Source organism: Acidaminococcus sp. (assembly GCA_022482815.1).
Taxonomy (GTDB): domain Bacteria; phylum Bacillota; class Negativicutes; order Acidaminococcales; family Acidaminococcaceae; genus Acidaminococcus.
Genome location: JAKVOM010000001.1, coordinates 1,772,702 through 1,788,685 on the forward strand (window position 1 = coordinate 1,772,702; position 15,984 = coordinate 1,788,685).

The 15,984-nt window shown below is 48.6% G+C and carries 10 protein-coding genes and 1 tRNA gene; 7 read left to right on the forward strand and 4 right to left on the reverse strand.

The window, feature by feature from the left end:
* Window positions 1-53 precede the first annotated feature (53 nt).
* Window positions 54-1,301 carry an IS110 family transposase gene (locus LKE33_07755; GenBank protein ID MCH3950809.1) on the reverse strand — a complete coding sequence of 416 codons (1,248 nt, stop codon included), beginning with the start codon at window positions 1,299-1,301 and terminating at the stop codon, window positions 54-56.
* A gap of 1,317 nt (window positions 1,302-2,618) precedes the next feature.
* Here LKE33_07755 and rpoN point away from each other — a divergent pair.
* Both rpoN and LKE33_07765 read left to right on the forward strand, forming a co-directional pair.
* Entirely contained in the window at window positions 2,619-3,965 is a 1,347-nt protein-coding gene (rpoN, locus tag LKE33_07760) for an RNA polymerase factor sigma-54 (GenBank protein ID MCH3950810.1), read from the forward strand.
* A 228-nt stretch (window positions 3,966-4,193) separates the two neighbouring features.
* On the forward strand, window positions 4,194-4,457 hold the full coding sequence (locus LKE33_07765; protein MCH3950811.1) for a hypothetical protein: 264 nt from the start codon (window positions 4,194-4,196) through the stop codon (window positions 4,455-4,457).
* Between the two features lie 254 nt (window positions 4,458-4,711).
* Here LKE33_07765 and LKE33_07770 read toward each other — a convergent pair whose 3' ends face one another.
* Window positions 4,712-6,004: an IS110 family transposase gene (locus tag LKE33_07770; protein MCH3950812.1), complete on the reverse strand. Its 1,293-nt coding sequence runs from the start codon at window positions 6,002-6,004 to the stop codon at window positions 4,712-4,714.
* 1,198 nt (window positions 6,005-7,202) lie between these two features.
* Between LKE33_07770 and LKE33_07775 the strand changes: the two genes are divergently transcribed.
* Together LKE33_07775 and LKE33_07780 are read left to right on the forward strand one after the other, a co-directional pair.
* Complete coding sequence (locus LKE33_07775; protein ID MCH3950813.1) at window positions 7,203-8,642, forward strand: hypothetical protein; 1,440 nt, start codon at window positions 7,203-7,205, stop codon at window positions 8,640-8,642.
* Between the two features lie 283 nt (window positions 8,643-8,925).
* Window positions 8,926-9,011: transfer RNA gene (locus LKE33_07780), tRNA-Leu, on the forward strand.
* A 437-nt stretch (window positions 9,012-9,448) separates the two neighbouring features.
* Here the strand turns inward: LKE33_07780 and LKE33_07785 are convergent.
* Window positions 9,449-10,255 (reverse strand): hypothetical protein, encoded by an 807-nt coding sequence (locus LKE33_07785; protein MCH3950814.1) that lies wholly within the window; start codon window positions 10,253-10,255, stop codon window positions 9,449-9,451.
* A gap of 600 nt (window positions 10,256-10,855) precedes the next feature.
* Between LKE33_07785 and LKE33_07790 the strand changes: the two genes are divergently transcribed.
* Together LKE33_07790 and LKE33_07795 are read left to right on the forward strand one after the other, a co-directional pair.
* Window positions 10,856-11,944: a copper amine oxidase gene (locus LKE33_07790; GenBank protein ID MCH3950815.1), complete on the forward strand. Its 1,089-nt coding sequence runs from the start codon at window positions 10,856-10,858 to the stop codon at window positions 11,942-11,944.
* Between the two features lie 227 nt (window positions 11,945-12,171).
* Window positions 12,172-12,714 carry a rubrerythrin family protein gene (locus tag LKE33_07795; protein MCH3950816.1) on the forward strand — a complete coding sequence of 181 codons (543 nt, stop codon included), beginning with the start codon at window positions 12,172-12,174 and terminating at the stop codon, window positions 12,712-12,714.
* Between the two features lie 440 nt (window positions 12,715-13,154).
* Here LKE33_07795 and sstT read toward each other — a convergent pair whose 3' ends face one another.
* Complete coding sequence (gene sstT / locus LKE33_07800; protein ID MCH3950817.1) at window positions 13,155-14,405, reverse strand: serine/threonine transporter SstT; 1,251 nt, start codon at window positions 14,403-14,405, stop codon at window positions 13,155-13,157.
* A gap of 476 nt (window positions 14,406-14,881) precedes the next feature.
* Between sstT and trpS the strand changes: the two genes are divergently transcribed.
* Window positions 14,882-15,943 carry a tryptophan--tRNA ligase gene (gene trpS, locus LKE33_07805; protein ID MCH3950818.1) on the forward strand — a complete coding sequence of 354 codons (1,062 nt, stop codon included), beginning with the start codon at window positions 14,882-14,884 and terminating at the stop codon, window positions 15,941-15,943.
* Window positions 15,944-15,984: the final 41 nt, after the last annotated feature.

The window sequence follows — 15,984 nt, forward strand, 5'->3', positions numbered from 1 at the left end:
TCCTCTAGGACCTCCTTTCAAGCCGCTCCGCGGCTTCGAAAGGAGACTAACTATCATATGTCAAGTGCAAAATCCTGTGAATCGGAGCCAGTATTTATCTGCCTTTGAAGCATTAATTGAGCAGGTGTTTTGTATGGGATTCCTCTCGTTTGAAGTGCATAGATTAGACGTACTAACTTTTTAACTACGTGAGAGATTGCTATATAGAAATGTTTTCCTTCGCTTAATTTCTTTGCCAAATATTCTTTGTAAGCTGGTTCATTTTGGCAGACGAATCTTGCCGCATTGAAGAGAGCATGACGTAGATATCGTGATCCTCTTTTCTCCATATGGGCACTCGGTCCTATTCCACTCCGCCGGCCTGACTGGTTCTTAGAGGGCGCAAATCCGGCATAGGCCAGTATCTTGTCGGGGGAGGAAAATCTGGAGAAATCCCCAATTTCTCCTAAAATTGCGGACCCTGTAGCAATACTAATCCCAGGGATTGTAAGTAACGGTTCTTTACGTTCCTCTAACAGTTTTTTAATTCTGGACTCAACTTTTTGAATTTGTTCGTTTTTTACCTCAATATCGTGTATTGTTTCCACTACATTAATTTCAGTAGATATATCGCTTTTGCCCAGACCTACGGAATGCCTTGCAGCGTTACGAATCTGCTCAGCCAGATCCATACTTAACCTGCCTTTGGATGTTTTGTAGATAATTTCTTTCATGTGTTTCAAATTTGCGTTCGCCATTTTCTCGGGAGTGGGATACTCCTTAAGGAGAGCGTGAGCGGTAGCAGAATCCAGGTTTATGTACTGTGGAAGTTCAGAAAAGCTAGTATCAATTATACGGGTAAGGGTTTGCTTTTTTAGAGACCGTTCATGAACCCATCCAAAGCGAGTCCTGGTTAGTGACTTCAAGACTTTATTGTGGTATTCTTGGGGTACGTAGGGCTTGAGGTCTAAATCGGACATAAGTATGCAAGCAATGAAGTGTGCGTCAATGCGATCGGTTTTAGTTTTGCGAAGGCTATGACTCTTTCTGTATTGATCCGTCAGCAGAGGATTGAGAACGCAGGTTGCTAGGCCATTGTTCAACAGGAATCTGGTGATGTTCACACTATACTCTCCGGTGGCCTCCAGCCCTGCTTTTATATTTTTTACCGATTGATTGTAGGAAAAAATTCGCTTTAGCAGGTGGTCATAACCATTCCGGGTATTGGGGATCGTGAATTCCTCGTAGTCGTCCTTATGCTCAGAATCAAGGATGCAGCAGTCGTGTTTGCTCTTAGATACATCAATTCCAACGTAGATCATAAAAAGACCTCCTCAAAGATAAAGATATGATGCTGAGTCCACAAACTCTTTGCCATGTATCCTTGTTCTATATAAACCGTCTGGCGGTATCTAACTTATTAACATCGCTGCAAAGAGCTGTGGTCGGAATCTCCATAAAACCGTTTATCGGTAGGAGGACATTAACCAATCCACAGCATCTTTTACAGTGTAGCACTTTATCCCCAAAAGGAGGTAAAGTCCTTATTCATATGATACAAGGAGAACCGCAGTCAGCACTGACGTAAGGAAGCGGTGACAATTGCGATGGAGGGATAGCTTCTTTGGTTTTACAACTTTTTTAGCAACGCTGTAAAATCCACACCAATCCCCAATCAGGGCAGTAGTGACCCTCTTCGACGTCGCTGCGCGACATTGAAGAGGGGGAACCGCAGGAAGGCCCGATGTCATCGGGCCTTCCGATTAGCGGTGGGTGATGTGCGCCAGTTCGGCGTGAATAGTATAGTTCGGTGAAAGTCCGAATCCAGTAAAGTCTAGCAAGCAGCTGGTACCGAGTCTTGCATGCAGAGCCGTGAGGTGAGCATGAAGCGTAGACAGGGAGTGTGAGAGCCGTAATGCCAAATGCGATGAGCAAGGCGTAAAGCAGAATCAGCCTCGTTAACCGTAATATGGAAGCCGATACCTTATCACCGGTCGCAGGCAGAAGCGTACAGTTCGTTAGCAGGAAACTGCGGCGAGAACTGCACAGAGTTCCATCGGGGTCCAAGTGCACGGCGAGTACACAAACACTATTCATGTACCTGGGAGAACTGACTCAGTCCAAGGGACAGTGGTATGCTGACTTAAATACTTAACTGTACGGAGGTTGGCAAAAGCTGAGTCAGTAGTCGGATTGCCTCATAGTAGTGATGAAACCTATGAAAGTAGGCGGAGCGAAGGGGGCAAAGAATAATCGATTTCTGTCTCAAAACAGAAGGTAACACAAAGAGGTTACCATAATGGAAATTGCGACACAGAAATTAAGGCACCGAGTGCAAGAGTGCAGATATGGTGCTGAAAGATTATTCTAAGAGCCGTATGCGGGAAAACCGCACGTACGGTTCTGTGAGGGGCGGGCGAGGCAACTCGACCCGTCTACTCGACGACCCTTTCTGCCGAAGGCCCACTGACTGCCCATTCTTTTCTACATCAAGAATCCAAAGTAGCTGCCCGCACTACAGTACTAACCTCTCGCCACTATCCACTACCCACTTTCTTTTACTAATGTGCTAAAATATTACTAGTGATGTGCGTTATTTAATCTAATCCGATAATTCCATAGAAGAAGGTGCCTAAAAAATGCCGCTTACGATGAAACTCCAGCTTAACCAGAAACTTCAGCTTTCCGCACGTCTTGTCCAGCAGATGCAGCTGCTCCAGATGAATGGGGAGGAGCTTGACGATTATATTGCCAAGGCCGTCGCCGAAAATCCTGTTTTGGAATTTCCCGAGGAAACGGTGGCACCTTCTTTTCGCGAGATGGGGCCTTCGTTTAGGCAGGTATGCCGGCGTCCCGTGGACCCGGACGATGACCCGCTGCCGGATCCGGTAGAAAATGCGGGGCGGCGGGAAGTGACGCTCGAAGAGGCACTGGATGAGCAGATCGGCTGCCTGAAGCTTTCTGAAAAGGAACATCGTTTTGCCTGCTATATTGCGGGGACGCTCGATGCCCGCGGTTATTGGACAGAAAACCTGGCGGAGACGGCGGCCCTTTTTGAACTTTCGGAAAAAGAAGCCGCAGGGATTCTGCACCGAATCCAGCAGATGGAACCTGCCGGCGTAGCTGCACGAAATCTCACGGAATGCCTTCTCCTGCAGCTGGAGCCTGAGACGCAGGATAACGTACTGGCCCGAAAAATCATTCGGGACGGGCTGGAACTCCTTGCCGGCAATCAGATTCCGGCACTGGCTGCCCGCTTTCATGTATCACAGCAGGAAGTCCTCGCGGCACGAGAGCAGATCCGCGCCTTGAACCCGAAGCCGGGAGCAGGGTATCTGCAGCAGGGCCCTGTGGAATTTTTGCATGAAGATGCTTTTGTGGAAGCAAAAAAGCAGGGACTGACGCTTACCGTCTATAATTCCTGGGGCGGGAGGCTGGTGCTGAACCAGGATTATTTATCCATTGCGGAAACGACGGATAATGCGAAAATCAAGGCCTATCTGAAGGAACAGATTGGCAAGGCCAAAGAGCTTCAGCAGATCATCAAGGGCCGCACGGAAACGCTGCAGATGGTATTGCAGGCGCTTGTAACGCATCAGGAAGCCTTCTTCCGTTACGGGCCTGGGCATAAAGTGCCGCTCAAACTGGCGGATCTCGCCGAAGATACAGGACTTGCCATTTCTACGGTGAGCCGGGCGCTGCAGCACAAAGTCATTGCCTGCCGCTGGGGTTCCTTCCCTGCGGGGGATTTCCTCGTGGGCGTCAGTGCCGCTGATACTGCGGAAACAGCACAGTGTACAGAGGAGCAGGTCGAACTGCAGATTCGGAAGCTCATTGATGCAGAAGATAAGAAACATCCCATGAGCGATCAGGCTATTTCGGATACACTGAAAGAAAGAGGCATTTGTATTTCCAGAAGAACGGTGAATAAATACAGAGTACGGATGGGCTTGCCCGATAAGGCGGGAAGGAAGAGCTGGGAATAAAAGGCACAAAGGCACCTGCCTCACGCTGGCGTTCGACAAGTCTCGCGCGCATCGTGAGGCAGAGCTCTTTCTAAGGAAGTTTCCGCTGTCCTCTGCAGAATTAGGGAACCAGTGATTCATTCGCAGCTTCATCTACATGTGTCTGCGCCAGTTACACTGTGTCGACAATTCCTCGAGTTACACCCGGTAACCCTCCGGATTGTCTTCTTGCGTAGCTGACGCATCCGCATGTATCTGAAGCCGTTCATTGAATCATTGGCTCCCTGCGGCATGGACTTTGTCGAACCGGGCTGCGACCAGTCGTGCGGCCTTCGGCCGAAAAGGAAACTCACGCAGCTCCTCCTCGTCGCTGCTTCTGAGAAACTTCGCGACGACAACTCCCACGGCGCTGCGCTTGTGGATCGTTGGCGCTCAGTTCCGCCTTCGTGGCCCCAATCCGGTCTTTCGCGTATCTGCGGCTGTCTTGCAGCAGAGTCCATCAGAAACAATTAAAAAAGCAGTGTGGTATTGGGGTGTACGTTCCTTTATGAGCGTATGCTCTTATTTTTTATTATATTTTGCCAAAGCGGAGCTTTGGCGACTACATTCGTGCCTTCTTCGAGCGCAGCGAGGAAGAAGCTATCTGGTAATAAGTCAAGTACCTAAAGTGGGTAGTTTTCTTATTCTTTTTCTAAAAAAGGGTATACTTAATAAGACTTTCCTTAATCGTTGAAAAAAAATAAGGAAAATCTGGATAATATTACTTCTTATCTATTTTTTTGTACTACTCCTCTTTGCGGGGAGTAGAGCTGATCATTTGCCAGTAATCTATAGATCAGCCTGGTCAATTTACGACCGGTCAAAGCGAGTGCACGTTTATGCTGATGTGTCTTCACTTCAGCTAATTTTTTGTGGAAGTATTCGGAATAAACTTCATCCTTGTCCTTCACATGGCTGGCGCCTTCGAGTATGTAATATCTCAAGAATGGATTCCCTGCCTTGCTTAATGGAGTTTCTTCCGATTTAAAAGAACCTGACTGGTTCTCGCGCCAAACAAGCCCTGCTTGTTTGGCCAGCGCTTCTTCCGAGTAAAATGCAGTAATGTCCCCAATTTCTGCAATGAGTCCACCGGCGGTGACTGGCCCAATCCCTGGGATTGACATCAAAGCCTCAAAGGCATTGGGATTCAGCCCCCGGATAGTCTTCTTGATAGCATTTTCTATGACCCTGATCTGCTGCTGATAGGTATTGACCAATACGTATGAGGAAGCAATTGCTAACGTAATTGGTTCATCAAACTGCCTGTCCAGGTGATAGGAATTCTCGGCAGCTTTCTTCAAAAGTTCAGCTGCAGCCTTGGGGTCCGGACAAGTATGCTTACTTTCTTTGCAGATGAAATGAATGAGCTCTTCCGTGGGAGTCTCAATAATTTCCTGCGTACTTAGAAAATTAGTGAGTACGGCCGAACTCGTCACTCCGTACATATCGGAGAAGGGACGTTCTCCCTTGGCGAGTAAAGGCAGCTCACTGAATTTGAGAAAAATATTGCTGAGCATATAGTTTTTCTCACGTGCCAGCTCTCTGGTGAAATGGAGACGCTGCCGGGTCAATCTTTGTAAAGCAAGGTATTGACTTCCCCTCCAGGGAGAGGTCGTGATCCGGTTGGCCCTGGCAAAGTCGGCAATGACGAAAGCGTCAATTTTGTCGTTTTTACCCAGGTCGATGAAAGATTTCTTGTAGTTACGGATTGTTTTGGGATTGAGACAAAATACAAGCGTTCCAAAAGGAAGCAACTCCTTACACGTAGAGAGATAGTTGGCAAGATGAATGCCGTACAAGGCTGTGGATTCGAAAGCAATTCGAATCCTGGTAAGATTTCTATGTCCTTTCATGAAGATTAACAACTTCTGGACTAATTCCTTAGTACCGGGTGTGTTGTTTGCTACTGTGAATTTTTCAAGCGGCTTATTGGACTCAAAGTCTAAAAGGGCAACGACGTTATTTCGAGAACCAACGTCGATGCCGACAAAGAGAGTAGTGAGAAAGTCTTTAGTCTTCACTTGAATCACCACCTTTCCGGCTAAGGATGAGAGAAGATAGTCAGGGGTATCCTGATCTCGGCTGCTGACCGCACCCTCGCTAACGAGCGTACACCTGTGAGAATAAAAACGGTACTGGCACCACTCTCGCCCAAGGACGCAATATCTGTGTTCGCGGAATATGGCAACCGAGGCAGGCGTCAAGCTTCTTGAGCGATCACCGATAGAATCGGGTCGCAGGGGGGACCAAAGACGTTGCCTGGCCATAATCTCCATACAGAGATTGTAGCATCAGGATAGTTGACTATGAAGGGAAATGTTTATTTTATGCAAATAAAAAATTCTCCCTCATACGCTATTGTACGAGGAGGGACCGGAACTGAGCGCCAACGATCCGCAAGCGCAGCGCCGCGGGAGTTAGGGGAGCCACTGGCTCATTCAACATCCCATCTTCGCACATCTATGCCGTTCTCTCGTTGTCGACAAGGACTGGGCTTACGCCCGGTAAACCGGCACCTTGTCTCCTAGAGAGAAAGGACATATCTGCGTGAATCTGGAGATATTTCATTGAGTCAGCGGCTCCCCACGCCGCGAAGTTTCTCAGAAGCAGCGACGAGAAGGAGCTGCGTGAGCTTCCTATTCGGCCGAAGGCCGCGTTTTTTTATTATTGGCGTCGATTGCTTCTGCAATCGCGCACACGACCGCGGGGGATATTCAGTTAGATAACAAGTAAGGGTAAATAAGAGAGATTTTAAAACAGCAGCACTCCTGAATGTAGCTGCTGAAATGTCCATTAGTACTTTTATAACCAGAGAAAGACTAAAAATTTAGTAAAAAAATAATAAGATGGTCATCATCCCCCGCAAGCGGGCCCCCTTCCTCAATGTCGCGAAGCGACGTCGAGGAAGGTCCCTAAAGAATATACTGCAGCGATTTTTTTATATTTTTAAGGCAAACCGACGTCAGGAGGTTTGGCTACGTTGCAACCTCCTTCCACGCAGTCGGAAGGAGGAGGGGCCACGAAGTGGCGGAGGATAGTTTCCTTCTTTACGCGCGAAGCGCCACAGCTTTCCCAATTATCATCTGCCAAAATAAATTCCACTACGATTGTACATACAACTCGCCACTACTCACTTTTTTTACCTCAATTTCACCTTTTCTTCATTTTCCCTGTGTATAGTAGAAATAAACGATTTCGATTGAAGAGGAGTAAATGGATATGAAATATTCCAAGGTGCTTGCAATTTTATGCGCACTTTCTATCGGGACGGCTCTGCCGGTATTTGCTGAAGAAAGCCAGACAAATACCAGTGCGCAGACTTCTGTTTCCACTACGAACAAAGGGCTGCCTCCGGGACCGCCGCCAGATGGAAAAATGGCTCCGCCCGACGGCAAAATGATGCCCCCGCCTGATGGCAAGATGATGCCTCCTCCCGGCGGCGGACAAGGGTTTCAGCCTCCCGATCACGTGACGCAGGGAAGCTCGAAAACGACGATCAAAAAGAACGATTCGATTTCCGATAAATCATATACTTCTTCTTCCGATGATGAAAACGCGCTGCGGGTAGACGGTGCCAAAGTCAGCCTGAGCGATGTCAAAATCAGTAAAAACGGCGGTGCTTCTTCCAGCACGGAAGGCGGCGATTTTTATGGTATGAACGCTGCACTTCTCGCTACGGATAAGGCACAGCTCAAGATCAAAAATTCCACGATCGAAAGCAATGCGAAAAACGGCAATGCCCTTTTCAGCTATGGCAAGGGCACGGTCGTCAAAGCAAAGAATGTGACAATCAACACCAAGGGAGATAACTCCGGCGGTCTGCAGACGACGGGCGGAGCTACGATGGAAGCTGAAAACGTCAACGTGACGACGGCGGGCAATTCTTCCGCTTCCATCCGTTCCGACCGGGGCGGCGGTACCGTAAACGTAAAGAAAGGCACGTTCCATACGACGGGCTACGGCTCTCCTGCCATTTATTCAACGGCTCAGATTTCCGTGGAAAAGGCAGCTCTCTCGGCAGAAAATTCGGAAGCCGCCGTCATTGAAGGTAAGAACAGCATTTCCCTCAAGGACTGCACGCTGGAAGGCAACATGGCTGACAAGCGCAAGATGGGGGACCGTACGATTGAAGAAGAAAACGTGCGCGGTGTCATGATCTACCAATCCATGAGCGGTGACGCCGAGCCGGGAACGGCGAAATTCTCCATGGAAGGCGGCAGCCTGGTCGCCCATAAAGGGGACGCTATCTACGTTACGAATACGGACTGCGAGATTTCCCTTAAGAAAGTCGATATCAAGACCGACGATTCTTCCGCCCTGTTCCTCCGCGTCAATGGCAACAGCGGCGAACGCGGCTGGGGCCAGGCCGGCGCTAACGGCGGTAACTGCAAACTGACGACGAAAGACCAGATCATCAACGGGGATATCGAAATCGACTCCGTTTCTTCCCTCGATATGACCCTGGGCAAAGGTTCTCATTTTACGGGCAGCCTTAACTCCATGGACAACCTCTATGGCTCGTCGTCCGATTCGCACATCAATTTGAAGATTGAAAAGGGTGCTGTGTGGACCCTCGACAACGATTCGACCGTAACGACATTGGATAACCAGGGCACCATCAATACCAACGGGTACACGCTGACAGTACTGAAAAAGTAAAATCCAAACCAAACCGCAATGTTGCCACCCGGACCTCCTTTCAAGCCGCCATGCGGCTTCGAAAGGAGGAGGGGCCACGAAGTGGCGGAGGATAGCTTTTTTCTTCGCCGCCGTTGGCGGCCACAGCGTCAAAGCTTTCTTTATGCGCGACAGCGCCAAAGCGTTGTTCATTGCGTGGCTATTTTTTGGGTTATACCACACCGATGTGCGTTGTGCCCTCATTTGACAAAAGCCCACTCGGGTGCTAAAATAACACCGTTATGGTAGCCCTGCTACTGTAGCTGCCGAAGTGGCGGAATTGGCAGACGCACTTGACTCAAAATCAAGCGCCCAAACAGCGTGCCGGTTCGAGTCCGGCCTTCGGCACCAAAAATACAATAAAATGGGCTGTGAAATAATGCGTACGCATTGTTTCACAGCCCATTTTTTCACGCTTTCCGCAGCCCGCTGTCCGCATTCCGCCCGTAGAAGAAAAATGACTAAGGCATTTTTCTTTGAACTTATAAAAATAAAACCTGAAATTTAGGTTAGCTGCTAAATTTTAGGTTTTATTTTTTTCTTTGAATCAAAAGTCCTACCACACTGCTGCAGATGAGGCTAAATGCCAAAAGCCAAAAGCGCCTTTTTATTTTTACTCTCCCAGGCAGCTTGATGACTGGGGTTTTATATGTTCAGAGCAAAATTGCCTTGGCAATTTTGTATCCATGGGCGACCTGCGGTCAGCGACACATGAAAAAGAGACCGTGAAACAATGGCAGTCATTGTTTCACGGCCTCTTTTCTGTCGTGGGCGGGATGCCTGTGATTTTAGAAGTCGGTTGCACAAGAAGGATAGAGGGTTACAGGCCCGCCGATGGCGATGGACTGCAGCTTGCCGCCTGTCACATCAGCCATGATATCAATGGGACCACCCGGCTCATGGAGGGTGGTTTTGAAGGATTTTCCATTTTTGATTCCCAGGGCTGCCGCGAGTGCCGCAGACCCGGAGCCGCAGCTATTTTCCCAATAGAGGGTACCCGTCGCCGTCACAAAGACAGCCGGTACCATGCGTCCGGATTTTGCTTCGTAGAAAATGAGTCCGTACGCTTCCGGTTCCTTGCCTTCGCGGACGTGGGCCTGGAGTGCTTTCCACCAGGCTTTCTGGTCGAGCTCGTCAAGGGAGTCCGTCAGGAAGATATAGTGGTCAATTCCCGGAAGGACGACATGCGTGATTTCGTGTGTTTCACCATTGCACGTAATCGTCTCAGCCGTTACGGAAAGCGGCAGGGAAAGATTGATCGACGCGTTAAAAACAGTATCGGAAACTTTGCTGATTTTTGCTGGGAGTGGTTCGTCGCATCCGGAGCAGTGGACGGTAAAGGTACCGTTATCCTTACCGGACTGCTGCAGGGCATACGCTGCCGCCGAGCGGGAAGCATTGCCGCAGAACTCGCCGCCCATCATAGCGACATAGACATCGTTTCCTTTTTGCGAATAGCAGCCAACCTGCTCTGCCGTCTTATCAAGATTCAGCAGCGCCGCATTGACCTTTGCTTTGTCAGCATCTGGAACATTTTCTAGTACGAAAAGAGTAATATTGCCGCTTGGATCGGCTTTGACATAGTGGAGTAACATTGCTTCACAACCTTTTCCTTTCATAATTCAGTAATATCTGACTTTTCTTACTATTATATACTGCTTTTTTGTTGTAGACAATGAATTTTTTGTAAAAAAAGACGCTGGCCGCAGGTCGCGGGTCGCCGGTCGCCACTGAAGGAAGCTAAAATAGGAGCACTTGCCCTCTTGTTTTTTGATAAAAAAATAAGAGGAGGACCGCTTGCGGTGGGTATTCAGTCGGATAACAAGAATTGGTTCAATAGCAACGCTGTAAAATCCAAACCAAAATGTAATATAGTACACCCGGACCTCCTTTCAAGCCGCTCCGCGGCTTCGAAAGGAGGGGTACCGCAGTCAGCACTGACGGTAGGAAGCGCTGACGAATGCGGTGGAGGATAGCTTTTTTTGATGCCGCTTAGCGGCATTAAAAAAAGGTGGGTGACGTCCCTTTCTGCCGAAGGCTAACTAATTCGCCGCCTTCGGCGGCCATAGCGACACAACTTTCCTTTCCGCGCGAAGCGCCACAGCTTCCCATCTTCATTTTTTTCCACTTGCATCATATGGTACAATAGGAACGTGTGCATTCTATGAATATTTCTAATAAGGAGAACAGTTTACATGAATTTTACGAAAAGCGGTTTATTGCCGATTTTTGCCATACTCTTGTGTGTTCTTTTCTTCACTCCCTCTATCTCAAAGGCAGAAGGCCGCAACTGGGACAACGGGGTGCCTGAGTACAAGGAAGCAAAGGTCACCATTCGCAAGGAAGGGCCGAAGCTGATTTTCTCGGACAGCCCGGAAAATGTAACCCAGAACGGTGTCATGTACCGCGATACGGTGGAAGGCCCTGTCCGTCTCTTTTTCCATCACGTCAACAAGACGCCTTTCAATCAGAGACTGGCGGTGGTCTTTAAAAGAACGACGAGCCGTCCTGCCCGCGTTACCCTGAAGGAAATGGGTATCTCCGAGCCGCGTCAGGATTGGTTAAAGGCAGGCAAGGAGGCGGAGCAGCGTTATTATAAAGCGGGACAACGGAACAATTCGTTTCGTTTGATCCGCATATTTGATCTCCTGGAACACAAAGGCAATCCCACTGTTTTACATCCCGGTGACCTCGTAACGGGTATTGTCGATGTAACCTTTGACCGGCCTGTCGAGGTTTCCGTTATGATGATTCCTGTGAAGGCGGATCTTTCCCTGTCCCTAGAAGCTTACGGTATTCTGCCGCCTGATAATGACGGACAGCACGTTCTTCGCGGCACTTTTGAAGAAGCAAACCGCCACGTGTCCCTGGACGAACCTTTTCATACGCAGGGCCGCGCCGTCTGGTGCATCAAGCTTGCTGATGACCAGCTCGATCCCTATATTCGCGGAATTGACGCCACGACGGGCAAGAAAGTCGTCAATTACGGGAATTATGGCGTCATGTATGATGTAACCATACCGACCGTGGGAAAACATGACACGCTTGTCCGGTTTAATCCCATGGGCGGTGAATACGCCGGGGCTGGTATCTTTGGCGTGGCAGGAGAGAAGGATTACCGCATTAATATCCCTTCCGGCAGCACCTATTTCGGGCAGGTAGGCTTTGATGGCACGACGGAGGTCATCGGAAAGATCCCCGCCGGCAAGACCGGTGTCCTCTTATTTTCACCCCCCGGTTCCTCCAACTTACCAGTAAGAATTTTTCTCGAACGAAAGTCGTAAGTATAATCAGAACCTATTGCAATTTTTTAACAGCCAAAATTTAGGCTTAATTTTCTGTACAAAATAATTCTTATATTTAGATATAGAACCGCGCCGGTGCGAAAAATTGCGTATTAAAAAAATCACAATTAATAATGATTATTAGTTATTGACATCTCACGAATCTTAGGGTACAATTGATGTGTAACAAAGATTGACACATTTCTTGTAGAAAAGGAGAGAATGAGATGAAAGAATTAAAAGGTACGCAAACTGAAAAAAATCTGCAGACTGCTTTTGCCGGCGAGTCCCAGGCCTATACCAAGTATGGTTATTATGCTTCCACGGCGAAGAAGGAAGGCTATGAAAAAGTAGCTGCCAACTTCCTCGAAACTGCGAAGAATGAAAAGGAACACGCCAAGATCTGGTTCAAAGCCCTGCATGGCGGTTCTATTCCCGATACCGTAACGAACCTCAAAGACGCTGCCAGCGGCGAAAATTACGAATGGACCGAAATGTATAAAGAGTTTGCGGAAACCGCTGAAAAAGAAGGCTTCCCCGAACTGGCCTATAAATTCAAAGCCGTCGGCGCTATCGAAAAACATCACGAAGAAAGATACAAAGCCCTGCTGAAGAAAGTAGAAGAAGGCACGATGTTCAAGAGAAGCGAAAAGACGGTCTGGATCTGCTCCAACTGCGGCCATATCGTAGAAGCAGAACAAGCTCCGGAAATCTGCCCGGTCTGCGCTCATCCGAAATCCTACTTCATGGTGAACTGCGACTGCTTCTGATTAAATGATAAAAAAGACTGTGAAACAATGTGATTGCTCGTTGTTTCACAGTCTTTTTTTCGCTGACCGCCGTTTATTAGTAGAATCAAGAATAGCCTCACCAGCCCTCAGCCTTCTTATGCTCTCGCGTCGTTTCATGCACAAGAAGGCTTGGTGTGCCCATTAATTGATCATTACAGTATTTTGTTTCTTCCATATGCCGCCAAAGGCGGCTTTCTTTGTTTCTGATGGACTCTGCTGCAAGACAGCCGCAGATACGCGAAAGACTGGATTGGGGCCACGAAGTCGTACAAAAACAGTACGTCGAGTGGTCACAATCCGGTCTGACAAAGTAGATGCGGTTGGATTCTGCGGAGTCAGGAAGAAACTTCCTTAGAAAAAACTCTCAGATAAGATGCGTGCGAGGCCAGCCGAGCACCAGATTATCTGAGGTGCTTTTTTTATCTTTCTTTTGGAACAAGATCCTCATCCTTCAGCGTCCCATTCTTCGCTCTTTCCGCAAACTCAGCGGTTGCCGTAAAGAGCACATCACTGGAGCTGTTGAGGGCCGTTTCGCAGGCATCTTCCAGTACACTGATGATGAAGCCGACGCCGACGACCTGCATGGCAATATCATTGGTGATACCAAAGGAAGCGCAGGCTACCGGAATCAGCAGCAGGGAACCACCGGCTACACCGGAAGCACCGCAGGCACCAATCGTGGAGATGATGCAGAGCAGTAAGGCCGTCAGAAGGTCGACCTTGATGCCCAGGGTATTCGCGGCAGCAAGTGCCAGCACGGAAATCGTGATCGAAGCACCGGCCATGTTGATGGTTGCGCCGAGCGGAATCGAAATGGAATACGTATCCGGATTCAGGCCGAGGCGCTTGCAGAGGGACAGGTTCACCGGAATGTTAGCGGCAGAACTTCTCGTAAAGAAGGCGTAGATGCCGCTTTCACGCAGCGTAGCGAGTACCAGCGGATAAGGATTGCGGTGAATCTTGGCATACACGATAATCGGGTTCATGACGAGTGCTACCAGGAAGTAAGCACTGATCAGAACGGCGAGCAGTTTGACATAGGACAGCAGAGCGGAGAGACCGCTTGCGGAAATGGACTGGGTAACGAGGCCCATGATGCCGAGCGGGGCAAAACGGATGACCCAGCCGACGACGATGGTGATGCCTTTGGAAAGTTCATCGAAGACTTTTTTCGTTTCGTCACTGGCGACGGCATGCATGGCAAGACCGATGATGATGGCCCAGGCCAGGATACCGATGTAGTTGGCTTTCAGAAGGGCATTGACCGGGTTATCTACAATGTTCATCACGAGCGTGTGCAGCACCTGAGCAATACCACTCGGCGGATTCAGCTTCGTGTTGCCAACCTGCAGATGCAGGGTAACAGGAAACAGGAACGAGAGGCAGACGCCGACGAGAGAAGCAGCAAACGTACCAAGAATATAAAGTGTGACAATCGGCTTCATTTGTGTGTTGCCGTTGCTTTTGCGCTGCGTCATGGCGTTCATAACGAGAATAAAGACAAGAACCGGGGCAACGCCTTTCAGGGCGCTGACGAAGAGATCGCCAAAGATGCTGACAAAAGGTACAACGGAGGGAACAAATACAGCGAGCAGGATACCAATGACCAGGCCTACAGCAATTTGTTCGATTAGGGGGACTTGCTTGACGAAACGCACAATTGGATTCATAACTTCCATCCTTCCTTCCAAAAAACCATAATGTAGTGCGAATTACGGAATCTAGTATACTCTGTTTATTCAATAAGCACAATAGTATTTATTGACAAAATCTAAGAAAGACAAAAGAAATATAAATACAAAATTAGTAGAAATTAGTATGAAAAGTGTAAACATTAGACTTGACTAACAAGACAAAATGCTAAATCCGCCGCCTATAGAAGCAAAAAATGATGACCCTCTCTGCCGAAGGCTAACTAGCTGCCCGCAGCAATCCTCGTCAAGAATCCGCCAATGAATCTGCCCGCACGATTGTACTAACCCACCAACCACTCGGCCGAAGGTTCGCTAACTGCTTCTATCTATCATCTGCTATCGGCTATCTGCCCCCAAATGTTTTACAAAAACTCAAAATCATAGTATATTAAAAGATATGAAAATTTCGCACGGAAGTTGCTTGTGCGCAAACGAAGCGAGGAGTTGTTTACATGAAAAAGATTATTCTTACGGGGGATCGTCCTACGGGTCATCTCCATGTAGGTCATTATGTCGGTTCTCTGGCTAACCGCGTTGCCCTGCAGAACTCCGGAGAATTTGATGAGATTTACTTTATGATTGCCGATGCTCAGGCACTGACTGATAATGCCGAGAATCCTGAAAAAGTACGTCAGAACGTACTGCAGGTAGCACTCGATTATCTGGGTGTAGGAATCGACCCCGAAAAAGCTACGATTTTTGTACAGTCCCTGGTGCCGGCACTTTTTGAATTGACGGCTTATTATATGGATCTTGTCACGGTAGCCCGCGTGCAGCGCAACCCGACCGTCAAGGCCGAAATCAAACAGAAGAACTTTGATACCAGCGTACCTCTGGGCTTCTTCTGCTATCCTGTCAGCCAGGCTGCCGATATTACGGCTTTCCATGCGACGAGCGTGCCGGTTGGCGAAGACCAGGAACCGATGCTGGAACAGTGCCGCGAAATCGTGCATAAATTCAACTCCGTCTATGGCGAAACGCTGACAGAACCGAACATTTATCTGCCTCCTAACAAGGCCTGCTACCGTCTGCCCGGCCTCGACGGCAAGGCGAAGATGAGCAAGTCTCTGGGCAACTGCATTTATCTGTCCGATGATGCGGAAACGGTTCGGAAAAAGGTCATGTCCATGTATACGGACCCGACCCACATTCAGGTCTCCGATCCGGGTCATATCGAAGGCAACACCGTATTTACCTATCTGGATGCCTTCTGCAAGCCGGAACACTTTGCGCAGTTCCTTCCTGACTACGCTAACCTCGATGAATTGAAAGATCATTATCGCCGCGGCGGTCTGGGCGACGTAAAGATCAAAAAGTTCCTTTATAATGTCATGGAAACGTTCCTGGATCCGATCCGTACCCGCCGTGCGCAGTGGGAAGCTCGTAAGGATGATGTTTATGACATTCTGCAGGAAGGAACGAAGCGTGCTGCCGCCAAAGCAGACGAAACGCTGCAGGAAGTTCGCCGCGCTATGCGCATCAACTATTTCGAAGACAGAAATTTATTGAAGTAAGTTGTTAAGTTTGAATTTCAAAGCAGGGGGAAGAGAAGGCT